The sequence below is a fragment of the Achromobacter animicus genome (assembly GCF_040775605.1).
GTDB classification, from domain to species: domain Bacteria; phylum Pseudomonadota; class Gammaproteobacteria; order Burkholderiales; family Burkholderiaceae_B; genus Achromobacter; species Achromobacter animicus.
On record NZ_JAYGJK010000001.1, the window covers coordinates 386,882 to 409,455 of the forward strand.

At 67.3% G+C, this 22,574-nt stretch carries 21 protein-coding genes; 17 read left to right on the forward strand and 4 right to left on the reverse strand.

Annotated features, from left to right (window positions below; all coding sequences use genetic code 11):
• Positions 1-2: 2 nt before the first annotated feature.
• The 4 genes from AB3147_RS01700 to AB3147_RS01715 are packed head-to-tail and all read right to left on the reverse strand — an operon-like array spanning position 3 to position 4,445.
• Positions 3-881 (reverse strand): ABC transporter permease, encoded by an 879-nt coding sequence (locus tag AB3147_RS01700; protein WP_175137151.1) that lies wholly within the window; start codon positions 879-881, stop codon positions 3-5.
• Positions 878-1,855, reverse strand: coding sequence for an ABC transporter permease (locus AB3147_RS01705; protein WP_367351310.1), 978 nt, complete (start codon positions 1,853-1,855; stop codon positions 878-880). The genes AB3147_RS01700 and AB3147_RS01705 overlap by 4 nt, the downstream gene beginning before the upstream one ends.
• Before the next feature lie 19 nt (positions 1,856-1,874).
• Positions 1,875-3,557, reverse strand: a complete 1,683-nt coding sequence (locus AB3147_RS01710; protein ID WP_175137153.1) for an ABC transporter substrate-binding protein — start codon at positions 3,555-3,557, stop codon at positions 1,875-1,877.
• A 60-nt stretch (positions 3,558-3,617) separates the two neighbouring features.
• Entirely contained in the window at positions 3,618-4,445 is an 828-nt protein-coding gene (locus AB3147_RS01715; RefSeq protein ID WP_218342292.1) for a hypothetical protein, read from the reverse strand.
• A gap of 226 nt (positions 4,446-4,671) precedes the next feature.
• Here AB3147_RS01715 and AB3147_RS01720 point away from each other — a divergent pair, with 226 nt between their 5' ends.
• The 17 genes from AB3147_RS01720 to AB3147_RS01800 all read left to right on the forward strand — a co-directional run bounded on the left by AB3147_RS01720 (position 4,672) and on the right by AB3147_RS01800 (position 22,572).
• On the forward strand, positions 4,672-5,913 hold the full coding sequence (locus AB3147_RS01720; RefSeq protein WP_367351311.1) for an SfnB family sulfur acquisition oxidoreductase: 1,242 nt from the start codon (positions 4,672-4,674) through the stop codon (positions 5,911-5,913).
• A 4-nt stretch (positions 5,914-5,917) separates the two neighbouring features.
• Positions 5,918-7,135 carry an SfnB family sulfur acquisition oxidoreductase gene (locus AB3147_RS01725; protein ID WP_367351312.1) on the forward strand — a complete coding sequence of 406 codons (1,218 nt, stop codon included), beginning with the start codon at positions 5,918-5,920 and terminating at the stop codon, positions 7,133-7,135.
• 19 nt (positions 7,136-7,154) lie between these two features.
• On the forward strand, positions 7,155-8,525 hold the full coding sequence (locus AB3147_RS01730) for an LLM class flavin-dependent oxidoreductase (RefSeq protein WP_367351313.1): 1,371 nt from the start codon (positions 7,155-7,157) through the stop codon (positions 8,523-8,525).
• A 1,353-nt stretch (positions 8,526-9,878) separates the two neighbouring features.
• Positions 9,879-10,685 carry a MetQ/NlpA family ABC transporter substrate-binding protein gene (locus tag AB3147_RS01735; protein WP_367351314.1) on the forward strand — a complete coding sequence of 269 codons (807 nt, stop codon included), beginning with the start codon at positions 9,879-9,881 and terminating at the stop codon, positions 10,683-10,685.
• Between the two features lie 22 nt (positions 10,686-10,707).
• Entirely contained in the window at positions 10,708-11,301 is a 594-nt protein-coding gene (gene ssuE / locus AB3147_RS01740) for an NADPH-dependent FMN reductase (protein WP_218342287.1), read from the forward strand.
• A 14-nt stretch (positions 11,302-11,315) separates the two neighbouring features.
• Positions 11,316-12,488, forward strand: coding sequence for an FMNH2-dependent alkanesulfonate monooxygenase (gene ssuD, locus AB3147_RS01745; RefSeq protein WP_218342286.1), 1,173 nt, complete (start codon positions 11,316-11,318; stop codon positions 12,486-12,488).
• A complete protein-coding gene (locus AB3147_RS01750; protein ID WP_367351315.1) occupies positions 12,488-13,327 on the forward strand; it encodes an ABC transporter permease subunit in 840 nt (279 codons plus the stop codon). Before ssuD ends, AB3147_RS01750 begins: the two co-directional genes overlap by 1 nt.
• Complete coding sequence (locus AB3147_RS01755; protein WP_367351316.1) at positions 13,327-14,547, forward strand: acyl-CoA dehydrogenase family protein; 1,221 nt, start codon at positions 13,327-13,329, stop codon at positions 14,545-14,547. Before AB3147_RS01750 ends, AB3147_RS01755 begins: the two co-directional genes overlap by 1 nt.
• Before the next feature lie 10 nt (positions 14,548-14,557).
• Positions 14,558-15,358, forward strand: a complete 801-nt coding sequence (locus AB3147_RS01760; RefSeq protein ID WP_367351317.1) for a methionine ABC transporter ATP-binding protein — start codon at positions 14,558-14,560, stop codon at positions 15,356-15,358.
• Positions 15,358-16,020 (forward strand): methionine ABC transporter permease, encoded by a 663-nt coding sequence (locus tag AB3147_RS01765; protein WP_056566920.1) that lies wholly within the window; start codon positions 15,358-15,360, stop codon positions 16,018-16,020. Before AB3147_RS01760 ends, AB3147_RS01765 begins: the two co-directional genes overlap by 1 nt.
• Before the next feature lie 15 nt (positions 16,021-16,035).
• Positions 16,036-16,869 carry a MetQ/NlpA family ABC transporter substrate-binding protein gene (locus AB3147_RS01770; RefSeq protein ID WP_367351318.1) on the forward strand — a complete coding sequence of 278 codons (834 nt, stop codon included), beginning with the start codon at positions 16,036-16,038 and terminating at the stop codon, positions 16,867-16,869.
• 34 nt (positions 16,870-16,903) lie between these two features.
• Positions 16,904-17,803: an ATP-binding cassette domain-containing protein gene (locus AB3147_RS01775; protein ID WP_218342282.1), complete on the forward strand. Its 900-nt coding sequence runs from the start codon at positions 16,904-16,906 to the stop codon at positions 17,801-17,803.
• 67 nt (positions 17,804-17,870) lie between these two features.
• Positions 17,871-18,086, forward strand: coding sequence for a TOBE domain-containing protein (locus tag AB3147_RS01780; RefSeq protein WP_175123743.1), 216 nt, complete (start codon positions 17,871-17,873; stop codon positions 18,084-18,086).
• A gap of 132 nt (positions 18,087-18,218) precedes the next feature.
• Positions 18,219-19,739, forward strand: coding sequence for a DUF3300 domain-containing protein (locus AB3147_RS01785; protein WP_367351319.1), 1,521 nt, complete (start codon positions 18,219-18,221; stop codon positions 19,737-19,739).
• Between the two features lie 23 nt (positions 19,740-19,762).
• A complete protein-coding gene (locus AB3147_RS01790; protein WP_367351320.1) occupies positions 19,763-20,611 on the forward strand; it encodes a DUF2950 family protein in 849 nt (282 codons plus the stop codon).
• Positions 20,612-20,807: 196 nt separating this feature from the next.
• Positions 20,808-21,788, forward strand: a complete 981-nt coding sequence (locus tag AB3147_RS01795) for a YVTN family beta-propeller repeat protein (RefSeq protein WP_056565095.1) — start codon at positions 20,808-20,810, stop codon at positions 21,786-21,788.
• Positions 21,772-22,572, forward strand: a complete 801-nt coding sequence (locus AB3147_RS01800; RefSeq protein ID WP_367351321.1) for a polysaccharide deacetylase family protein — start codon at positions 21,772-21,774, stop codon at positions 22,570-22,572. The genes AB3147_RS01795 and AB3147_RS01800 overlap by 17 nt, the downstream gene beginning before the upstream one ends.
• Positions 22,573-22,574 lie beyond the last annotated feature (2 nt).

Below are 22,574 nucleotides of genomic sequence, written 5' to 3' on the forward strand. Positions count from 1 at the left end.
AGTTACGGCTGGCCGGCGGCGGCGGGCTGTGCCGCCACGCGGCGGCGGCGCAGCTTGGGGTTGAGCGCGTCGTTGATGGCGTCGCTGAGCAGGTTCAGCGCCAGCACCGTCGCCATGATGGTCAGGCCGGGCAGCGCGGTCATGTACCACGCGGTGCGCAGCGCCTCGCGGCCCGCGCCGACCATGCTGCCCCAGCTCACCACGTTGGGATCGCCCAGTCCCAGAAAGGACAGTCCCGCTTCGGACAGGATGGCGTGAGCCACCAGCACGGCGGTGGTCACGATGATGGGCGGCAGGGCGTTGGGCAGGATCTCGCGGAAGATAATGCGGGCGTGGCCGGCGCCCAGCGTCTGCGCGGCCCGCACGAATTCGCGTTCGCGCAGCGAAATGAATTCGCCGCGCGTCAGCCGCGCGATGCCGGTCCACGACGTGATGCCCAGCGCAAAGATGATGGTCGACAGCGACGGCCCCAGAATCGCCACCAGCACGATCGCCAAGAGGAACGAGGGCACCGTCTGGAACAGCTCGGTGATGCGCATCAGCACGGCGTCGGTACGCGGACCGGCATACCCGGCAAAGGCGCCCACCAAGAGGCCGATGCCCAGCGCAATCGCCGCCGACGCGCCACCCACCAGCAGCGACACGCGCGCCCCGTGGAAAAGTCCGGCCAAAATGTCGCGGCCCATCAGGTCGGTACCCGCCGGAAACGCGGCGTCCTCGCCGGGCCAGGTGAACGGCGCGCCGACCATCTCCAGCGGATCGTCCGGGAACAGCCAGGATGCGGTGGCGGCCGCGCCGATCACGATGGCCAGAATGACCGCGCCGACGGCGGCCGAAGGCGTGCGCAGCAGGCGCAGGGCGGCAAGGGCGGGTGCTTTCATGTCTTTCTCACTCGGGGGTCGAGCAGGCCGTAGCAGGCATCGACGGCAATGTTCATCAGGGCGACCAGCGCCGCGCTCATCAGCAAAATGCCAAGCAGCAAATTCACGTCGCGGCTGGCGATGGCTTCGAACGACAACTGCCCCAGGCCCGGCCACGCGAACACGGTCTCGACGACGATGCTGCCGCCCAGCAGCGCGCTGCTTTGCAGACCCAGCATGGTGATGACCGGCAGAATGGCGTTCTTCAGGGCATGGCGCCAGATCACGCGCGCCTCGCCGTTGCCGCGGGCGCGGGCCGTGCGGATGTAGTCCTCCTGCAGGGTCTCGATCATCGACGCGCGCGACAGCCGGGTGTAGATGGCCACGTAGTAGATCGCCACGGTCGTGACCGGCAGCGCCAGGTGGCGCGCGTAGTCCAGCCACAGCGCCCAGCCTTGGTGCGCCGCGCCCACGTCACGGATGCCGCCGACCGGCAGCCAGTTCAGATGCACGCCAAAGCCCACGATCAGCATCAGCGCCGTCCAGAACATGGGCGCGGAATAGCCGGCCGTGGCCAGCCCGGACAGCAGCGTGTCCAGGATGCCCTGCGGACGCCGGGCGGCCAGCACGCCCAACAGCACGCCGACGGCCACGGACAGCGCCAAGCCCGTGCCAATCAGCGCCAGCGTCGCGGGCAGCCGGTTGAAGATCAGGTCGGACACCGGCTCGCCATAGCGGAACGAATACCCCAGGTCCAGCGACAGCAGGCTCTTGAGGTAGTAGCCCAACTGCGCGAACACGCTCTGGTCCAGGCCATACGCCTGGCGCAACTGCGCGACGTGCTCGGGCGTGATGCCGCTGTTTTCAGAGGCGATCACGTCCACCAGATCACCAGGAACAAGTTTCAGCAGGAAGAAGTTGGCAATCGCGGTGACGCCCACCACGAACAGGATCTGCAGCAGGTAGCGCAGCGGACGGGGCAGGCGAAGGGACATGGCGATCTTTCCCCGGCCGTCAGGCCTTGCCCAGCCAGACGTTGGCAAAGTTGTTGCGCGAATGGGACGAGGCATCCGTCACGTTGCGCACCTGTTTGTCCCACACGCCAAACCAGCGGAACTCGAACAGCCCGATCAGCGGCAGATCACGCTGCGCCAGCCGCTGTACCTCGTTGTACTGCTCGATGCGCTTTTGCGGATCGGTTTCGATCTGCGCGGCTTCGATGGCCCGGTCCATGTCGGCGTTCTTGTAGCCGGACACGTTGTACCAGGGCGTGCCCTTGGCTTCAGCTTTGCTCCAGTAGCGCGTCTCCACGCCCAGCTGCGGATCGATCAGCACGGTGCCCCAAGAACTGATGAGCTGGAAGTTGTAGTCGGTGAACACATTGCGCGTCCACGTCGCCAGGTCCAGCCCGCGCAGCGTCACGTCGATGCCGATCTTGCGCAGCGCCTGGCGCACGAACTCGCCGGTGCGCCGGTAGTCGTCGCCGAACGGGATGTAGTCGTGCGTCAGCGCAAAGCGCCAGCCGTCGGCCTTGCGCGGATAGCCCGCTTCGTCCAGCAGCTTCTCGGCCAGCGCTGGATCAAACGGATACTGCTGCACGTTGGGATTGTGATAGGGCTTGACCAGCGACGGCACCGGGCTGACGAACGGTTCGGCATAGCCGTTCCAGACGGTCTTGACCAGCACCTGCTTGTTCACTGCATGCGCGATGGCCTGGCGCACCTTCAGGTTCGACAGGATGGGATCGCGCAGGTTGGCTTCCAGCCACAGCCACGCCGCAAAGCCGTTGTAGCCGGACGTGTCGACCGCCAGCTTGGGCAGCTTGGACAGGCGCGTCGCATCGGTGAAGGCCACCGGATTGCGCTCGCCGTAGGCCACGCCGCCGGTTTCCAGCGCAGTGGCGCGGCCCGAGACGTCGGGAATGATCTTCCAGACGATGCGGTCCAGGTACGGACGCTCGGGCTGCCAGTATTTCTCGTTCTTCTCCAGCACGATGTAGTTGCCCCGGTTCCATTCCTTGAACACGAAGGGGCCCGTGCCGATGGGCTTGTTGTTGTACGGATTGTTCTGGATGTCCGTGCCTTCGAACAGGTGGCGCGGCAGGATCGGCGCACCCAGCGAGTCGATGGCGTTCAGCGCCACGGGGGTGGGCTGGGACAGGTGCAGCACCACGGTGTGATCGTCCGGCGCTTCCACCTTCTGCAGGTACTGGAACACGCGGCGCGCGCTGGGCGCATGTTTGAGCCACACTTCCTCGGCCGACCACTTCACATCCGCCGACGTGAACGGCTTGCCGTCATGCCACAGCACGCCCTGGCGAAGCTTGAAGGTAATGGTCTTGCCGTCCTCCGACACGGTCCAGCTTTCGGCCAGGACGGGACGCGGTTTGAGGTCCGGGCCGTACTCCACCAGCCCGTCGAAGATCTTGCTCACCACCGCGCCGGTCGGCGTGGACGAGTTCAGGTAGAACGCCAGCGTCGGCGGTTCCGGATGCACCACCGCATTGAGCACGCCGCCGCGCACCGCGCCGTCCACCGTATTGGGCAGGCTGTTCGTGTCCGCGTGCGCCGGCGCGAAGATCACATTGGGAAACAGGGCGCCCGAGCCCATCAGCGCCGCGGCGCCCATGAGCCAGCGTCGCAACGGGCTGGCGGGCTGGTCCTGATCGTCCGCGGCGGGGGGAAGAGACTGCGTCATCGTGGTGTCCTTGCGTGTGAAATGGAAGCGTCGTGCAGAGAAGGGGGAGGGTGTGCGGAATCACGCCGCCAGGCTGGTCAATGCAGGCAGATCCGCCGGATCACGCCGCAGCAGCGTGGCCAGCAGCTCGCGCCGCCACGCGTCGTACAGCGCGACGTGGTTGCGGGTGTCCAGGCGCGTGGCGTGTTGGTTCAGTTGCCAGGAGTCGCGCAGATAGGGACCCAGGATGCGCTGCGCATCCTCGTCGGCCTGGATCAGGCCTTCCACCCAGTCTTCGCGTTGGGCCGGGTCTGCGCGTTCCAGCTTGTTCAGCCACCACTGCGTGATGCGGATGCGGTGCGCCTCCTCGTCCGGCAGAATGCGGTTCTCGCCGAATTCGCGGTGGCCGAAGTCCAGGACCTGTGCGGTGCGCCGGTTCACGAACAGGCGCGCCAGGATGTAGTGCTCGTAGTGAAACTGCCACGCCAGGAAGTTCTGCCAATTGCGCAGCGCAAAGCCGCCGATCAGATCCCATGCATCGCGCACGCCCTCCTCGACCAGCGGCAGCGGATCGGCGCCCAGCAGAATTGCGGCGCGTCCGCGCGAAAACTCCGCGTGCGCCGCGTCGTCGCCAAGCTGACGCGCCAGCGCAAACTGAAACTCGACGTCGTCGTCGAACAGGCCCGATATCGCATGCGCGGCAACCTGCGTGATGAAGAGATCATGCACGGTATTCCACACGGCGTAGCGGCCGGCGGCCTCGCGCTCTTCCGCGTTTGCCAGGTCGCGCGGCGCGTCGAGGCGCGCGGCCGGAATGTTCGGCGCAACGACAAGCCGCAGATCGTCAAACAGCTGCGCTTCAAGCGCGCCGTCGTAATGCAGGGACAAGGGCAGATCCAGTTCGGGCATGGCGGCTGCTAGGTGGTTGGCGGAAAGACTCGACTCTAAGCAAGCGCCAACGCCCGCCACAAACATTCTTTGGTGATTTGGATATGCGCGCCGCGCCCCGCTAACAGGGGCGTGCGCAGCGTTCGGGCGCATATGCCGATTTCAAATAAGCCAATGCAAAATCAGTTCTTCCGCTTCGCCTCAGCCGCGACGTAGGCTGCATGTCTTCTCAACGCCGGGGCATTCCATGCCGCAAGCTTCAAGCATTTCCACCACGCACGATATCGACGAGGCGCCGCGGGTCGTGCATGCCGTCCGCATCGCCGGCGACGCGCAGGCCATCGACGCCGCGTATGCGCTGGCGGCCGATTTCGCACAAGGCGCGGCGCAGCGGGACCGCGAGCGCGGCTTGCCGTGGCGCGAGATCGAACGCTACTCGGCGAGCGGCCTGGGCGGCATCACGGTGCCGCGTGAATACGGCGGACCGGACGTGTCCCATGTCACGCTGGCCGAGGTCTTTCGCATCATCAGCGCGGTGGACCCGTCGCTGGGCCAGATCCCGCAGAATCACTTCGGATTTCTGAATCTGCTTCGCCTGACGGGATCGCCCGCGCAGAAGCGGCGGTACTACGAAGGTGTGCTGGCGGGGCGGCGGCTGGGCAACGCGGGCCCCGAACGTCACACGCGCCACACCCGCGACATCCAGACACGCCTTGTCCCCGACGGCGACGGCTTTCGCCTTACCGGCCGCAAGTTCTACTCCACCGGCGCGCTGTTCGCGCACTGGATTCCCTCCAAGGTGCTGGACGCGCAGGGCAGGCTGGTGACGGTCGTGCTGGAACGCGGCGCGCCGGGCCTGACGGTGGTGGACGACTGGTCCAGCTTCGGCCAGCGCACCACGGCCAGCGGCACGGTGCTGCTGGACAACGTGCGCGTGGAAGCGGACAGCATCCTGCCCGCCTGGACCGTGCAGGAAAGCCCCGTGCTGATCGGCCCCTTCGCGCAGCTGATGCAGGCCGCCATCGACGCCGGCATCGCGCAGGGTGCGCTGAACGACACGATCGCCTTCCTGCGCGAACGCGCGCGCCCCTGGGTGGAGGCCAACGTCGAACGCGCGACGCAGGACCCGTACGTCATCGCCGACGTGGGGCGTCTGTACACCGACCTGCATGCTGCCGAGGCCTTGCTGACCGAGGCCGCGCAACACCTGGACGACGCCGCCCGACGCGAGCTGGACGCCGACGCCGTCGCGGCCGCGTCCATCGTGGTGGCGCGCGCCAAAGCGCTGACCACGGAGATCGCGCTTACCGCCAGCGAGAAGCTCTTTGAACTCTCGGGCTCGCGCGCATCGCTGGCCGAGTTCAACCTGGACCGCCACTGGCGCAATGCGCGCACGCACTCGTTGCACGACCCGGTGCGCTGGAAGTACCACGCCATCGGCAACCACGTGCTGAACGGACAGCGTCCCAACCGCCATTCCTGGATCTGACCTCATGCCGCACCAGAACGTGTCCACGCTGGCGCCCCGCCGCGCCGCCATCATCCAGAACGACGCGCAGGCCATCGAAACCGCCCACGCGCTGGCCGCCGAATTTGCCGAAGAGGCGTCGGTACGCGACCGCGAACGCCGACTGCCCCTGCCGGAGCTGGAGCGCTATTCCCAGTCGGGCCTGTGGGGCATCACCGTGCCCCGCGAGCATGGCGGCGCCGGCGTCTCCCGCGTAACGCTCGCCGCCGTCACGGCTATCATCTCGCGCGCCGACGGCTCGCTGGGCCAGATCCCGCAGAACCACTACTACGCGCTGGAAGTCCTGCGCGTGAACGGCAACGCCGACCAGCAGGCCCGCTTCTACGCACGCGCCCTGGCCGGCGACCGCTTCGGCAATGCGCTCGCCGAGGTCGGCACACGCACCGCCGCCGAGCGCCGCACCCGCCTGACGCCCGACGGCCAGGACGGCTGGCGCATCAACGGCAGCAAGTTCTACTGCACCGGCGCACTCTATGCCCAGTGGATCCCCACCGCCACCGTTGACGAGGGCGGCATCCAGCGCCTGGCCTTCGTGCGCCGCGACAGCCCCGGCGTCGAAGTCATCGACGACTGGTCCGGCTTCGGCCAGCGCGTGACCGGCAGCGGCACCGTGGTCTTCAAGGACGTCGCGGTGCCGCGGCAAGACGTGCTGCTGCTTGCCGATCCGTCCGCGCCCGCCAACACGATCAAGCCGCTGGCGCAGCTGATCCACGCCGCCATCGACCTGGGGATCGGCCAGGCCGCGCTGGCCGACGCCGTCGACTTCGTACGCGAACGCTCGCGGCCTTGGATCGACGCCGGCGTCGACGAGGCGCGGCACGACCCGCTGACAATCAGCGAATTCGGCCGCCTGTCCGTCCGGTTGGAGGCTGCCCGCGCCCTGGTGGCGCGCGCCGGCCGAATCCTGGACATCGCCACCACGGACGCCACCGCAGAACACATCGCCGCTGCCGCCATCGCCGTGGCCGAGGCCCGCGCGCTCACCACCGAGGCGTCGCTGGCCGCCGGCACCAAGCTCTTCGAGCTGTCGGGAACGCAATCCACGCTGGACCACCTGAACCTCGACCGCCACTGGCGCAACGCCCGCACCCACACGCTGCACGACCCGGTGCGCTGGAAGATCCATGCCGTCGGAAACTACTACCTCAACGACGCCCCGCCCGCGCGCGTGGGCACCACCTGATACGCCGGAGCGGCTCGCCATGGCTAAAAAGCAAATCCTCCTGAACGCGTTCAACATGAACTGCGTCGGCCACATCAACCACGGCCTGTGGACGCATCCGCGCGACACGTCCACCCAATACAAGACGCTGGAGTACTGGACGGATCTGGCCAGGCTGCTGGAACGCGGCCTGTTCGATGGCCTGTTCCTGGCCGACATCGTTGGTGTGTACGACGTCTACCAGGACTCGGCCGACATCACGCTGCGCGAGTCCATCCAGCTCCCGGTCAACGACCCCCTGCTCACGGTCTCCGCCATGGCCGCCGCCACGCGCCACCTGGGCTTCGGCGTGACGGTGAATCTGACCTACGAAGCGCCGTACCTGCTGGCGCGCCGCTTCTCGACGCTGGACCACCTGACCAACGGCCGCATCGGCTGGAACATCGTCACCGGCTACCTGGAAAGCGCGGCGCGCGCGATGGGCCTGTCCGAACAGATCGCCCACGACGAACGCTACGACCGCGCCGACGAGTTCCTGGAAGTCGCCTACAAACTCTGGGAAGGCAGTTGGGACGATGACGCGGTACACGCCGACAAACGCGCGCGCCTGTACGCAGACCCGACCGCCGTTCGCCCGGTGGACCACAGCGGCAAGTACTACCGAGTACAGGGCTATCACCTGTCCGAACCCTCGCGCCAGCGCACACCGGTCCTCTACCAGGCTGGCTCCTCCGGCCGCGGCCAGGCCTTCGCCGCGCGCCATGCCGAGTGCGTGTTCGTCTCAAGCCAAACCAAGGAAGGCCTGCGCAAACTCGTCGCCGACGTCCGCGACGCGGTGGCACGCGAAGGCCGCAATCCGCGCGACATCAAGTTCTTCATGGGCGTGACAGTGGTGCCGGGAAGAACGGAAGCCGAGGCACGCGAGAAGCACGCCGAGTACCTGCGCTACGCCAACCCCGAAGCGGGCCTCGCGCACTACGCCAGCTCCACCGGCATCGACTTTTCGCGCTATGCCCCAGACGAACCGATCCGCTACGTGAAGAACAACGCGATCGAATCGGCCGTCAAGAACCTGACCGTGGCCCGCACCGACCGCACGGTCAACGACCTGCTGGCCGACATGGCATTAGGGGGCAGATATCCGGCGCTGGTCGGCAGCGCATCGCAGATCGCGGACGAACTGGAATCGTGGGTGGCTGAAGCGGATATCGACGGATTCAACCTGGCGAGGACGGTGACGCCGGAATGCTACGAGGACTTTATCGACATCGTGGTGCCTGAATTGCAGGAACGGGGGTCGTACAAGCGGGCGTATTCGGAGGGGTCTTTGAGGGAGAAGTTGTTTGGGGAAGGGAGGGGGAGATTGGCGGAGGGACATGTGGGGGCTGGATTTGGAAGTGTGTTGGTTTGAGATGTTGAGGCAAGGCGTAGTAGGCGGCGTCAGATATTCGTAGGCTGGATCAGATCTTCTAGGCTGCGTCAGATCTTCGTAGGTCGCCCGACGCCGCGGTCCCCGTGGGCACGATCGCCCACGATTGCGGTCCGGAGCCTTCGCTCCGGACTGCCCCTTCGTCATCTTCGTCCGCCTTCGGCTCCCTTCAGATTCCCTCGGGCGCATCGACGGCGCTCGTGCCCACGGGGACCGCGACGCCGTGCTACTAGGGTCTTTGGTATGGGGCGCTACAAGACCTGTGGTCAGGGCAGGAGATCTGCGGGGCCGCCGGGTTGCTGCCGCCCGGACGGCGGCAACCCGGCATCGGGCCGGTGAGGCGTCGTGGCGATGGTCGCTTGCGCGCTGGTGATGGTTGGTTTGCTAATGGCCCGCCGTCACGGGGGGAGGGGCGGTGATGGGCGGCGCGTCGACGTTCAGCCACAACTTGCCGACCCGTACGCGCCGCCCATCGGGCACTGGAGTTCAACTGACGGTTATTGCCGTCGCTGCCGGAACCTACCGATGCCGTCTGCCGCTGGCGGTGTCTGACACCCTCGGAAGATGCACGTGGTATGAAGCGAATCTCACCGCTGCCGGTGTCTGACACCCTCGGGAGATGCACTTGGTATGAAGCAAATTTCACCGGGGTGTCAGACACCTCATTCGGTCTTACGAATTTGAGGCTGTCAGCCACCCAAACCCAAAAGCAGCCACACGCGAAGCGTCATCGCCACGACGCAAGACGCCGCGTAAGTCTCCGGAGGCCGCCCGCGCGGCCGAACGGAGACGGGCACCGCAAGATGCTTCTAGCCCGAAGGCATCTGCGCAAAAAGGCCAAGCACGCCGACCGCCGCGGCGGCAATCAAATTTCAATTGCCAGAGTCCGGTGCGGTGGCGGCCCGGGGTGCGCGGGGCGTCGATAAGCCCGAGGGAATCTGAAGGGAGCCGAAGGCGGACGAAGATGACGAAGGGGAAGTCCGGAGCGAAGGCTCCGGACCGCAATCGTGGCCCCGCGCGCCCCGGGCCGCCACCGTGCCGGACGTCTTAAAAACTCAATCACCGCGCCGGCCGCCACCGTGCCGGACGTCTTAAAAACTCAATCACCGCGCCGGCCGCCACGTGCCGCACGTCTTAAGAACTCGATCATCGGACCCACGCCGCACCCGACGTCTTAAGAAGAACCCAACCCTCCACCAGCAACCAAATCACCATCCGCGCTAACAAGCACACCCTTTGCACACATAACCTCATATCGACTAAGTATTTTTCGCCCGCAAACCCCGATGACAGAATCACCTCATCAAGCATTCACCTCATCGGACACAAAACGAAATGGCCTCCTTGCTCCGCCTCCTGACCACAGCAGCACTAACGCTCGCGTTCATCACAAGCGCACAAGCCCAGAACAACAGCAAGGACACCATCACAGTAGGCATCTCCGTAGGCACCGCTGAAAAAATCTTCGACGTCGTCAAGCAAGTCGCCGCCCGCGACGGCCTGCAGATCAAGCTCGTCAAATTCAACGACTACCAACTCCCCAACGCCGCCCTCAACGCCGGTGACCTCGACGCCAACGCCTTCCAGCACAAGCCCTTCCTGGACAACCAGATCAAGGCACGCGGCTTCGACATCGTTCCCGTCGGCCTTACCGTCACCGCGCCGCTAGGCTTCTACTCCCGCAAAATCAAATCGCTCGACGAACTGCCCGAAGGCGCGTCCGTGGGCATTCAGAACGATCCCTCCAACGGCAACCGCGCCCTGCGTCTGCTAGCCGCCTACAAGCTCATCACCCTCAAGCCCGAGGCCGAGCAGAAGAACACCGCCACGCCGCTTGACGTCGTCTCCAACCCCCGAAAGCTCAAGCTGATTGCGCTCGACGCCGCGCAGCTGCCGCGGTCTCTTGATGATCTGACCGCCGCGTCCATCAACAACGACTACGCCGAACAGGCCGGTCTGGTGCCTGCCCGCGACGCCATCGGACGAGAGGCTGCCGATGGCCCCTATGCCAACCTCATCGCCGTGCGCACCAAAGACCGCGACCAGCCCTGGGTCAAGAAGCTGGTCTCCGCGTATCAATCGCCCGAAGTCCGCGCCTATATCGAGCGCGAATTCAAAGGCTCGCTTGTCCCCGCCTTCTAACGCATCGCCCCGGCAGATCACCATGAGCATCCTCACCCTGGCGGGCAGTCCGTCGCAGCGGTCCCGTTCCTCCGCGTTGCTCCGCCACGCCGCGCAGATCCTGCGTGCACGCGGGCTAGGCATCAGCGAACTCGGCCTGCGCGACATCCCCGCCGAAGAACTCATCGAAGGGCATTACACCGGCGCGGCCGCCAACGCCCTGCGTGCGCGGGTTGCGGCCGCCGACGCCGTGCTCATCTCCACGCCCGTCTACAAAGCCTCGTTCTCCGGCGGTCTCAAAGCCGTGCTCGACCTGCTCGATGAAAAGGCGCTCGCCGGCAAAGTCGTCCTGCCGATTGCCACCGGCGGCAGTCCCGCGCATCTGCTTGCCCTCGAGTACGGCCTCAAGCCCGTGCTGTCCGCGCTCGGTGCGCGGCACATCCTGGCCGGCGTCTACGCCACCGACAAACAGGTGCGGCTCGATGAGTCGGGCAACGCCGACATCGACGACGACGTGCGCGGACGGCTCGAGGATTCCGTCGAGCGTCTGTCCGAACACGTGCAGCCGCGCGCTGGCGCCGTCCACCCTGCCTACGACCTTGGCCGTCTCGCCCTTGCGGGCGGCTTCAGCGTCTGATCCGGAGTTTCAGCATGGATGTTTTCTGGTTCATCCCCACGCACGGCGATTCCCGTTACCTTGGCACCAGCCGTGGTGCGCGCGCCGCCAGCTATGACTACTTCCGCCAGGTCGCCGTCGCCGCCGACACCCTCGGTTATGACGGCGTCCTGCTGCCCACCGGCCGGTCCTGCGAAGATGCGTGGGTCGTTGCCTCCAGCCTCATCGGCGCTACCCGCAACCTGAAGTTCCTGGTCGCCATCCGCCCCGGCGTCAGCTCGCCGCAAGTGTCCGCGCGCATGGCCGCCACCTTCGACCGCCTGTCCGAAGGCCGGCTGCTCGTCAACGTCGTCACCGGCGGCGATCCCGGCGAGCTCGAAGGCGACGGCGTCTTCGTCAGTCATGACCAGCGGTACGCCATCACCGCGGATTACCTCAAGATCTGGCGCGGCATTCTTGAAAACAGCCACCAGGCTGAAGGCTTCAGCTTCGAAGGCGAGCAGCTCGTCTCCAAGGGCGGCAAGGTCATCTATCCGCCCGTCCAGAAACCGTACCCGCCGTTGTACTTTGGCGGCTCGTCCGAAGCCGCGCACGAACTCGCGGCCGAACAGCTCGACGTCTACCTGACCTGGGGCGAACCGCCCGATGCCGTTGCGCGCAAGATCGCCGACGTGCGCGCCCGCGCCGCGCGGCATGGGCGCACCGTGCGCTTCGGCATCCGGCTGCACGTCATCGTGCGCGAGACCAACGAAGCGGCGTGGGCCGCGGCCGATGAACTCATCAGCCATCTCAGCGAAGACGCCGTGCAGGCCGCGCAGGCCGCGTTCGGCAAAATGGATTCCGAAGGCCAGCGCCGCATGGCCGCGTTGCATGGCGGCAAGCTGACCGACGGCAACGGCGGCCGCGCGCACCTGGAGATCTCGCCCAACTTGTGGGCGGGCGTCGGGCTCGTGCGCGGCGGCGCCGGCACCGCGCTGGTCGGCGATCCCGAAACCGTCGCCGCCCGCATCCAGGAGTACGCCGACCTCGGCATCGACACCTTCATCTTCTCCGGCTATCCGCACCTGGAAGAGTCGTACCGCTTTGCCGAACTGGTGTTCCCGCTGCTGCCCGGCAAGGGCGAGCGCAAGCCGGGCAGCACCGTGCTCACCGGCCCCTTCGGCGAAGTCATGGCGACCGAGCTGGTGCCCAAGGAGTCGGCAAGCTGATGTCTGCCCCGCGCAAGCCTCCCAGCCCGAACCTGCGGGCCGCGCCTTGGCTGGTGTCCGTTCTGGCTCCCGCGCTGTCTCCACTGCTGGCCTCCCTGCTCGTTCTCGCCGCATGGCAGGCCGCCGCGCAGGCCGGCTGGCTGTCCGGCCGCCTGCTGCCCGCGCCATCGACGGTTGCCGCCGCCGCGGTGGCGCTGGCGCGCAGCGGCGAGCTGTGGAGCCATGCGGGCGCCAGCCTGCTGCGCGTGCTCGCAGGCCTGGTGTTGGGTGGCGGTGCGGCCTTGATCCTGGGCGCGATGAACGCCACCGCCCGGCGCGCCGGCAAGCAGGCCGACACCTTGCTGCAGGCGTTGGGCCTCGTGCCCGTGCTCGCGTTTGCGCCGCTCATCCTGCTGTGGCTCGGCGTGGGCGAGACGGCCCGGCTGGCGCTGTTGTCGCTGGGCGCATTCTTTCCGATCTACCGCCAGACGGTGCGCGGTATCCGCGCGGTGGATCCCGGATTGATCGCCACGGGCAGGTCTCATGGCTTGCACGGCTGGGCGCTGTTCCTGCACGTCATCCTGCCTGGCGCACTGCCGTCGATCCTGACGGGGCTGCGGCAAGGCCTGGGACTCGCGTGGCTGATCCTGGTGGCGTTGGAAGTGTTCGCGGCGCCGTCGGGCGTTGGCATCCTGGCCGAGCAGGGCCGCATCGCCGCGCGCGCCGACCTGCTGTTGCTCGGCATTGCGCTGTACGCCGCGATGAGCGCGGCGTCGCAGGCGCTGGTGCACCTGCTTGCGCGCCACCTGCTGCGCTGGAGCCCGGTGCATCGGCCCGAACTGTTTTCAAGGACCGATTGATGGCCAAGATTTCCCTGTTGCGCCAAGCGCGCCACGATGAAGGCGCCAGCGCCGATGCGGCCCATGCGGTCGGCGCTGCGTTGGAAGCGTTGGTGGCCGAGCTGGCCGCCACCGCCGTCGAACGCGACCGCGCTGGCGGTCATGCGGCCCATGAGCGCGAACGCATCCGCGCCAGCGGACTGCTTCGCCTGTCCATTCCCACCGCCTACGGCGGCACGGGCGCGGACTGGTCCACCGTGCTGGCGGCGGTGCGCCGCCTGGCCGAAGTCGACAGCGCGCTCGCGCACGTATTCGGCTTTCATCATCTGCAGGTCGCCGGCGTGCTGCTGTACGGCACGCCCGAGCAGCAGGCCTACTTTCTGGCGCCCACCGCCGAGCGCCAGCTCTTCTGGGGCAACGCGCTCAATCCGCTGGACCGCCGCGTCATCGCCCGCGCGGAGCTGGACGGCTACCGCATCGACGGCGTGAAAAGCTTCAGCTCCGGTTCGGTCGGGTCGGATCTGCTGACGTTCTCGGCCTGGCACAAGCCTTCGAGCACCGCGCTGATCGCCGCGCTGCCCACGCAGGCAGACGGCATCACCGTCAATCCCGACTGGGATGCGTTCGGCCAGCGCCAGACCGACAGCGGCACGGTGCGCTTCGATCACGTGCGCCTGGAGGCCATCCAGGTGCTGCAGGCGCCGGGCGTCACCCCAACCGCCCGCGCCACGCTGCGTTCGCAGGTGGCGCAGCTCATCATGACCAACCTTTATCTGGGCATCGCGCGCGGCGCCTTTCACGAGGCGCGCCGCTACGTGCGCGACGAGGCGCGGCCGTGGTTCGCATCCGGCGTCGATCGCCATGTCGACGATCCCTACGTGCAGGAGCGCTTCGGCGAATTCTGGCTGCGCGTGCAGGCGGCAGAGGCGCTGGCCGATCTGGCCGGATTGAAGCTGGACGCGGCGCTGGCGCGCGGACCGTCCGTCACGGCGCAGGAACGCGGCGACGTCGCGGTGGCCGGTGCGCAGGCCAAGGTGCTGGCGCATCGCGCCGCGCTGGCAGTGGGCTCGGAACTGTTCGAAGTGACAGGGGCCAGCGCCACTTCCGCGCGTTACGGCTACGACCGCTACTGGCGCAACGCGCGCGTCCACACCCTGCATGACCCGGTGTCCTACAAGATCCGCGACCTGGGTCGGTACGCGCTGCTTGACCAGGCGCCCGAACCCACCGCCTATTCCTGATGCAATCGCAATGACCGATATTTCCGACATCACCGCCGTGCCGCAGCCCGTCATCCGCCTGGATGCGGTGAGCAAGTCGTTTGCCACGCGTGCGGGACGCTTTGACGCCGTGCGCAACGTGTCGCTGTCGATCCGCGCCGGCGACACGTTCGGCATCATCGGCAAGAGCGGCGCGGGCAAGTCCACGCTGCTGCGCCTCATCAACCTGCTGGAGCGGCCGGACGAGGGCGCCGTGCGCGTGGCCGGCACCGAACTCACCGCGCTGTCCAAGCGCGACCTGCGGTCGGCGCGGCAGAACATCGGCATGATCTTCCAGCAGTTCAACCTGCTGCAGAACGAGACCGTGTTCGAGAACGTGGCCTTTGCGCTGCGCGTGCACGGCGGGCGCAGCAAGACGCAGATCGCCGACCGCGTGCGCGACTGCCTGGATATCGTGGGCCTGACCGACAAGGCGGCCAGCCATCCCGCGCAGTTGTCGGGCGGCCAGAAGCAGCGCGTGGCGATCGCGCGCGCGCTGGCCAGCGAGCCGGCCGTGCTGCTGTGCGACGAGCCCACCTCGGCGCTCGACCCCGAGACCACGCGCTCGGTGCTGAGCGTGCTGCGCGACATCAACAAGCGCCTGGGCGTCACCATCGTCATCGTCACGCACGAGCTGGCCGTGGTGCGCGCGCTGTGCCGCCATGTGGCCGTGATGGAGAACGGCGAGGTCCTGGAGCAGGCCGAGATCTCGGGCGCCAACGTGCACCTGTCCTCGCCGCTGGGCCGCGAACTGATCCGCGAAGCCACCCACCCCTACGAAGAGGTTGCATGATGCTGGACACCTTTGTGCAGTTGCTGCCCGAACTGGGCGTGGCGGTCGGACAGACCTTTCTGATGCTGGCCATTGCATTGGCCGCCTCCATTCTGCTCGGCGGGCCGCTCGGCATCCTCGTATTCCTGACCGGACCCGGCCAATCGCTGGACCGTCCGGTGCTGCACCGGTTGCTGAGCTGGACGGTGAATACCGTGCGGTCGTTTCCTTTCATCATCCTGCTCGTCGCGCTGGTGCCGTTTACGCGGGTCATCGCGGGCACGTCGATCGGGCCAGTCGCCGCAGCGGTGCCGCTGTCCTTCGCCGCGATTCCGTACTTCGCGCGGCTGGTCGAGCAATGCCTGCGTGAAGTGCCGCGCGGCGTGATCGAAGCCGCGCACGCCGCGGGCGCGTCGGAGTTGCAGATCGTGCGCCGCGTGCTGCTGGTGGAGGCGCGTTCGGGCCTTGTGCTGGCCTTGACGGTGCTGGCCGTCAGCTTCCTGTCGTACTCGGCCGTGGCTGGCGTGGTCGGCGGCGGCGGCATCGGCGACCTGGCCATCCGCTATGGCTATTACCGCTTCCAGACCGACGTGATGGTGCTCACCGTGGCGCTGCTCGTGGTGCTGGTGCAGATCATCCAGTTCGCCGGCAATACCGTCGCGCGACGCATCGACAAACGCTGACCCCATAGGACACTCATGCTGCTTACCAATCGCCTCGCCCCGACGCTCGCCGTGCTGGCCGTGCTGGCCTTCGGGGGAACCGCCCACGCGGCCGACCCCGCCAAAAAAGAAATCGTGTTCGGCGCGACGGCCGGGCCGTACAGCGACCAGATCAAGCTGGGCATCAAGCCCATCCTGGAAAGGCAGGGCTATACGGTCAAGATCGTCGAGTTCAACGATTACGTGCAACCCAACTTTGCGCTGGCGCAGGGCGCGCTGGACGCCAACGCGTTCCAGCACATCGTCTACCTGAAGAACTTCGCGGCCAAGAACAAGCTTGAACTGTCCGAACTGGTCAAGGTGCCGACCGCGCCCATCGCCATCTACAGCAAGAAGTACAAAAGCGTCGATGCGGCGCCCGACGGCGTGAGCGTGGCGGTGCCCAACGATCCCACCAACCAGGCGCGCGCGCTGGTCGTGTTGCAGGAATTGGGTTGGGTGAAACTGCGCGACGGCTATGACCCTTTGCAGGTGTCTGAGAAGGACGTGGCGGTCAACGTGAAGAAGATCAAGATCATCCCGCTGGAAGCCGCGCAACTGCCGCGTTCGCTGGAAGACACCGACTTCTCGTTCGTGAACGGCAACTTCGCGCTGGCCTCGGGTCTGAAGCTGACCGAGGCGCTGGCGCTGGAAAAGACGACGCCCACCTACCAGAACCTGGTGGCCGTGCGCACTGCGGATCGCGACAAGCCGTTCGTCAAGGACATCGCAGCGGCCTACGCGTCGCCGGAGTTTCTGGCGGTCACCGAGAAGTCGTTCGCCGGCTTCGTGAAGACCGACTACCAGCAGAAGCTGGAGGCGGCCCGCTAGGGCCGCGGACAGGGGCATACGCCGGCAGGCCGCCATGTTCATCCACCCCAACGAGTTCGAGCTCTTCCAGCACCTGCAGGCGCCTGACCGCGCCGAGCGGGACAACGCGCCGGACGAGGACGCCGCGCGTCCTGCGCCTCTGCGTGTGACGTTGCGCAAGCTGGCCGGGCGTGTTGGCAGCGACGTGCTGCATCCGCTGGACCTGGACATCGCCGCCGGGGAATTTGTGGCGGTGGTGGGGCGTTCAGACAGCGGAAAGCGCGCGCTGCTGCGGATGCTGGCCGGCGACGCCACCCCGACCGGCGAACAGGGCGGCGCGCCGCAACGCTCGCCCGTGCTGTTCGACAACTTTCCGCTGTGGGCGCCAGACCATCGTGTTCGCGCGTTGCGGGCGGATGCCCGCCTGTTGCCGTGGAAGCGCGTGATCGATAACGTCGCGCTGGGATTGCCCGAGCGCCACCGGGCGCTTGCCGCGTTGCGGCAGATGGACCTGGCGCGCCACGCCAACGACTGGCCCGCCAGCCTGACCGACGCGCAGTGCCAGCGCGTCGCGCTCGCGCGCGCGCTGGCGCACCGGCCCGGCCTTTTGCTGCTGGACGAGCCCCTGGGCCGGCTGGACGCGCTGGCCCGGATCGGCATGCAGGGCGAGCTGGAAGCCGCATGGCGCCGGCAAGGCTTTACCGCCGTGCTGGCCACCCATGACGCCGCCGAGGCGGTGGCCGTGGCGGACAGGATCCTGGTGCTGGACGCGGGCCGCGTGACGCTGGACGTGCGGGTGGACCTGCCGCGTCCGCGCGTGCGCGGATCTGCTGCCTTTACGGCGCTGGAGGCGCGCGTGCTGCGCGCCGCGCTGGGACAACCCGACACGCCGGGTCCGGACGGCAGGCCGCTTGCGCCTGTCATCCAGATCCGGCATCTGAGGCTCGCGGTCTGACGCCGCGGGCCGGCAGGCACAACCCGGCGCCGCCGTGGCGCCATCCTCATCTTTCAGGAGCAACACCATGAGCATCCAGTCCATCAATGCCCGCAACCAGTTCCGCGGCAAGATCAAGGAAATCATCCTCGGCCCGGTGGTGTCCGAAGTCGACGTCGACACGCCCGCCGGCATCGTCACGTCGGTCATCACCACCCGCTCGGTCAAGGAACTGGACCTGCAGATCGGCACCGAGGTCCTGGCATTCGTGAAGGCGACCGAGGTGTCCGTCGCCAAGCTGTAGGCCGATAGGCGCGGTTCGGGCGTACTACCGCTGGCGCTTCCAAACGGCCAGCGTTAGGCATATATTGTCTTCGCGATATCCGGCGGTTCCCTCCTGGCTTGTGGCATCTTGCTCTGTGTGCGGAGAACGGAAATGCGGCGACTGCGAACGTGGTTCTTCGGCCTGATTTGCCTGGGGCTGTCACTCTCTTTTCCCGCCATGGCGCAGATCAAGCTGAGCAACGCTCAGCTTGATCAGTTGATGGCGCCCGTGGCGCTCTATCCGGACGCGCTGCTGTCGCAGATCCTGATGGGATCCACGTACCCCGATGACGTCGCGGCGGCGGCCAAATGGTCGGCCGCAAACGCCAACCAGTCCGGCGATGATGCGGTGCGAGCCGTCGACGCCGAAACCTGGGATCCCAGCGTCAAGTCGCTGGTGGCCTTTCCCTCGGTCATGGACATGATGGGCCGCGAGCCCGGCTGGGTGAAGTCCGTGGGCGACGCGTTCCTGGCGCAGCCCGAGGCCGTCATGGATTCCGTCCAGCGGCTGCGCGCCCAGGCGCAAAAGGCCGGCAACCTGAAAAGCACGCCGCAACAGACGGTCAAGACCACCACCGCGAATGACAAGACGGTTGTGGTGATCGAGCCGGCGGATCCTCAAGTCGTTTACGTGCCCAGTTACAACCCCACGGTGGTCTATGGCGCGTGGGCATATCCGTCGTATCCGCCTTATTACTATCCCCCGCCGCCGGGGTCGGTGTTTGCGAGTTCGCTGGTGGCCGGGATCGGATTCGGCATCGGCGTCGCGGCGATCAATTCGATGTGGGGCGACGCGAACTGGGGGCATGGCGACATCGATATCGACGTGGATCGCTACAACAACATCAACGTCAACAATCGCATCGACCGCAACAACGTCAACAACAACCGGTCGACGTGGCAACACAACGCCGCCAACCGCGGCAACGCACCGTACGCGGACGCCGCCAACCGCCAGCGTTTCGACAGCCAGCGGCAGGCCGGCTTGCAGAACCGTGCGCAGGCGGGCGGCCAAGGGCTTGGCGCGGCGGGCGCGGCGCCGGCAGCCGGGTCACGCGATGCCGCCAGGCAGCGGGCGGCGCAGTCTTTTGAAGGGCGGACCGGGCAGCCGATCGCGGGTCATTCCGGCGCGGACGGCGGACGCGGCCAGGGGGCAGGCCGGGGCGACGGCGCCGCGGGCCGGGGGCAAGGGCAGGGGCCGCAAGCCGGACAGGGCGGGCGGGACCGCGGCGCCGGGACGGCCGGTGTATCGACCCAGGATCGCGCTCAGAACCGGTCAACCAGTGTCTCGACCCAGGATCGCGCCCAGAACCGGTCAACCGGCGTCTCGACCCAGGATCGTCCGCGCGACGGCGCGTCCAGCGTCGGGACGTCCGGCATCTCGACCCAGGACCGGCAGGCCGCCGCCCAGCGCCAGCGCGCCGACGAGGCGGCCGCGCGCGACCGGGCCCGGGCGTCGAACAGCCACAACGCGCTGAGCGGGGCGGGCGACGGCGACCGCATGCGGCAGCAGAACCAGCGCGGCGAAATGAGCCGCGGCGGCGGCGGGCATCGCAGCACCGGCGCCAGCGCGCCGCATCGTGGCGGCGGGGCAGGCGTCCATCGCGGCGGGCGCGGCGGCGGCCGGAGATAGGCACCATGGACAAGGGACTTTCTATGACGATCGCTCGTTTGCGCGCGCTGTGCGTGGCTTCGGTCCTTGGGCTGGGCGTGGCGGCGCCCGCCATGTCGCAGGCCGTGTATCCCAGCGCCCAGGCGGCGGCGCAGGCGTTTACCGATGCGCTGGCCTTGAACGACGTCGACGCCCTGCGCACCGTGCTGGGTCCGAACCACCGGCAGCTCGTGCCGGGCGGCGTCGATCAGGAAAACATCTATCGCTACCTGGCGGCGTGGGTGCGCAAGCACGACATCGTCGCCGACGGCGGGCGTTCGTGGGTGGCGGTCGGCGATTCCGGGTGGACGCTGCCGGTGCCGCTGGTGCGCGCCGGCCAGGGATGGCGATTCGACCCGGTGGCGGGCAAGGCAGAGATCCAGCGCCGCGCCATCGACCGCAATGAGCTGACCGCCATCGAAACCCTGCAGGAACTTCAGGCCGCGCAGACCCGGTATGCGCAAGGGGTCGGCCAGGGCCGGTACGCCACGCGGCTGGTCAGCCGGGCCGGCGAGCGCGACGGCCTGTACTGGCCCGACGTGCCCGGTGCGCCGCAGCAGGCCTTTGGCCCGGATGCGCTGGCGATGGGGCCCGACGTGCCCGTGGACGACGCGTATTTCGGCTATCGCTACAAGGTGCTGCCGGGTGGCGCGGGCAATACGTACCGCATCGTGGCCTGGCCCGCGCGGTACGGGCACACGGGCATCGGCACGTTCGTCGTGGGGCCGGAAGGCGGCGTGCTGGAGAGTGACCTGGGACCGTCCTCGGCCTCCCGCGCGGCGGCCTTGCGCGACGCCGATATCCGCGCTGGAAACTGGGTGGACGCGAACGGTCAGCCGGCGCCTGCAAGGTAGGTTTTTCGGGGCCGTATGCCGCTTTTCACGCGCCTGTTGCGGGGTCGCAACAGGCTTGCGTGTTTGCCGTCAAAGCCTGCCGGCGCGCCGCGTTTCCGTCGTCACCTGTGACCCATTTGTCAGGCGCCTGTGCCTAAAATGGCGAGCACCGGGTGCCTGCCCGATTTCCCCTTGCCGGATCTCCAAATTGAACCCCATGTCTTTTGTCCGCTACGCCCTGTTCGGCGTGGGGATGGCGCTTAGCGCCGCGGCGGCTTCCGCCCCGATTTTTGTCCTGAATTCCCTGGACGCCAACGTCAGCATCATCGATCCGGCCACCTACAAGGAACTGCGGCGCGTGCCCACCGGCAAAGAGCCGCATCACCTGTATCTGACGCCCGACGAAAAGTCGCTGATGATCGCCAACGCCACCGGCGATTCCATCACCCTGATGGATCCCAAGACCGGCGAAGTGCAGCGCACGCTGACCGGCATCGTCGATCCCTACCAGTTGCAGTTTTCGCCGGACATGAAGTGGTTCGTCACGGCGGCCAACCGCCTGGACCACATCGACATCTATGCCTGGAAGCCGCTCGAAAAGGGCTTTGACCTGACGCTGGTCAAGCGCATCCAGGCGGGCAAGACGCCCAGCCACATCATGATCGACAAGCACAGCACGACAGCCTACGTCTCGCTGCAGGACAGCGATCAGCTCATCGCCATCGACCTGGCCACGCAGACGCCCAAGTGGACGGTGTCCACGGGCAAGACGCCCGCTGACGTCTTCCTGACCCCCGACCAGAAGACGCTGCTGGTAGCGCTGACCGGCGACTCGTACGTGGAAGCCTATGACGTCAGCAACGGCCCGGCCAAGCTGGTCAAGCGCATCCAGACAGCGGCGGGCGCGCACGCCTTCCGCGCGCAGGGCGACCACCGCCACCTGTTCGTCAGCAACCGCACCGCCAACTCGATCAGCCGCATCGACCTGCAGACGCTGGCCGTCGTCGACACCTTCCCGGTGCCCGGCGGCCCGGACTGCATGGACGTGCTGGCCGACGGCAAGACGCTGCTGGTCACCTCGCGCTGGGCGCGCAAGCTGACCGTGGTGGACCTGGAGCAGAAGAAGGTCGTCAACCAGGTGCCCGTGGGCAAGTCGCCGCACGGCGTATGGACCCTGAATCATGCGCCGACCCGCTAAGGGCAAAGCCCGGTCCGCGGTCCTGTGCCTGGCGCTGGCGACCTCGGTGGCCGGCGCGGCCCCGCAGGCCACCTGCGACAAGCCTGTCTACCTGACGTTCGACACCGGCCACATGGGCGTCGCGCCGCTGGTGGCCGACGTGCTGGCCCGTCACCAGGTCAAGGTCACCTTCTTTCTGGCCAACGAGCGCACGCTGACCGACGGCACCAGCCTGGACGACGTGTGGGCGCCCTGGTGGAAGGCGCGCGCCGCCGAAGGCCACGCCTTTGCCTCGCACACCTACGACCACGTCTACTGGCAGGGCGACCTGCCGGGCGGCAAGTTTCGCGTCAAACCCAGCGCCGGGCCCGACGCCGGCAAGCGCGCCGAGTGGACCGCCGAGCAATACTGCGCCGAAATCAAACGCTCCGTCACCCGGTTCCACCAGATGACGGGCAAGAACATGCTGCCGCTGTACCGCGCGCCCGGCGGCAAGACCTCGCCCGCGCTGCTGAAGGCGGCCAAGGCCTGCGGCTTCGAGCACGTGGGCTGGTCGCCGGCCGGGTTCCTGGGCGATGAGCTGCCCAGCGACAAATACCCCAACGCCAAGCTGCTGGACCAGGCGCTGCGCACCATCAAGCCCGGCGACATCCTGCTCGCCCACCTGGGCATCTGGTCGCGCCAGGACCCGTGGGCGCCCGGCGTGCTGGAACCGCTGATTGAAGGTTTGCAGCGCAAGGGCTATTGTTTTGCCACCTTGAACACCCATCCGGCCTATCGCGACTGGATCGCTTCGCATCACTGATC

What these genes read in the sequence shown, in the direction of transcription:
- AB3147_RS01700 (WP_175137151.1), bottom strand. Translation starts at nt 881, where the DNA reads ATGAAAGCACCCGCCCTTGCCGCCCTGCGCCTGCTGCGCACGCCTTCG.
- AB3147_RS01705 (WP_367351310.1), bottom strand. Translation starts at nt 1,855, where the DNA reads ATGTCCCTTCGCCTGCCCCGTCCGCTGCGCTACCTGCTGCAGATCCTG.
- AB3147_RS01710 (WP_175137153.1), bottom strand. Translation starts at nt 3,557, where the DNA reads ATGACGCAGTCTCTTCCCCCCGCCGCGGACGATCAGGACCAGCCCGCC.
- AB3147_RS01715 (WP_218342292.1), bottom strand. Translation starts at nt 4,445, where the DNA reads ATGCCCGAACTGGATCTGCCCTTGTCCCTGCATTACGACGGCGCGCTT.
- AB3147_RS01720 (WP_367351311.1), top strand. Translation starts at nt 4,672, where the DNA reads ATGCCGCAAGCTTCAAGCATTTCCACCACGCACGATATCGACGAGGCG.
- AB3147_RS01725 (WP_367351312.1), top strand. Translation starts at nt 5,918, where the DNA reads ATGCCGCACCAGAACGTGTCCACGCTGGCGCCCCGCCGCGCCGCCATC.
- AB3147_RS01730 (WP_367351313.1), top strand. Translation starts at nt 7,155, where the DNA reads ATGGCTAAAAAGCAAATCCTCCTGAACGCGTTCAACATGAACTGCGTC.
- AB3147_RS01735 (WP_367351314.1), top strand. Translation starts at nt 9,879, where the DNA reads ATGGCCTCCTTGCTCCGCCTCCTGACCACAGCAGCACTAACGCTCGCG.
- ssuE (WP_218342287.1), top strand. Translation starts at nt 10,708, where the DNA reads ATGAGCATCCTCACCCTGGCGGGCAGTCCGTCGCAGCGGTCCCGTTCC.
- ssuD (WP_218342286.1), top strand. Translation starts at nt 11,316, where the DNA reads ATGGATGTTTTCTGGTTCATCCCCACGCACGGCGATTCCCGTTACCTT.
- AB3147_RS01750 (WP_367351315.1), top strand. Translation starts at nt 12,488, where the DNA reads ATGTCTGCCCCGCGCAAGCCTCCCAGCCCGAACCTGCGGGCCGCGCCT.
- AB3147_RS01755 (WP_367351316.1), top strand. Translation starts at nt 13,327, where the DNA reads ATGGCCAAGATTTCCCTGTTGCGCCAAGCGCGCCACGATGAAGGCGCC.
- AB3147_RS01760 (WP_367351317.1), top strand. Translation starts at nt 14,558, where the DNA reads ATGACCGATATTTCCGACATCACCGCCGTGCCGCAGCCCGTCATCCGC.
- AB3147_RS01765 (WP_056566920.1), top strand. Translation starts at nt 15,358, where the DNA reads ATGCTGGACACCTTTGTGCAGTTGCTGCCCGAACTGGGCGTGGCGGTC.
- AB3147_RS01770 (WP_367351318.1), top strand. Translation starts at nt 16,036, where the DNA reads ATGCTGCTTACCAATCGCCTCGCCCCGACGCTCGCCGTGCTGGCCGTG.
- AB3147_RS01775 (WP_218342282.1), top strand. Translation starts at nt 16,904, where the DNA reads ATGTTCATCCACCCCAACGAGTTCGAGCTCTTCCAGCACCTGCAGGCG.
- AB3147_RS01780 (WP_175123743.1), top strand. Translation starts at nt 17,871, where the DNA reads ATGAGCATCCAGTCCATCAATGCCCGCAACCAGTTCCGCGGCAAGATC.
- AB3147_RS01785 (WP_367351319.1), top strand. Translation starts at nt 18,219, where the DNA reads ATGCGGCGACTGCGAACGTGGTTCTTCGGCCTGATTTGCCTGGGGCTG.
- AB3147_RS01790 (WP_367351320.1), top strand. Translation starts at nt 19,763, where the DNA reads ATGACGATCGCTCGTTTGCGCGCGCTGTGCGTGGCTTCGGTCCTTGGG.
- AB3147_RS01795 (WP_056565095.1), top strand. Translation starts at nt 20,808, where the DNA reads ATGTCTTTTGTCCGCTACGCCCTGTTCGGCGTGGGGATGGCGCTTAGC.
- AB3147_RS01800 (WP_367351321.1), top strand. Translation starts at nt 21,772, where the DNA reads ATGCGCCGACCCGCTAAGGGCAAAGCCCGGTCCGCGGTCCTGTGCCTG.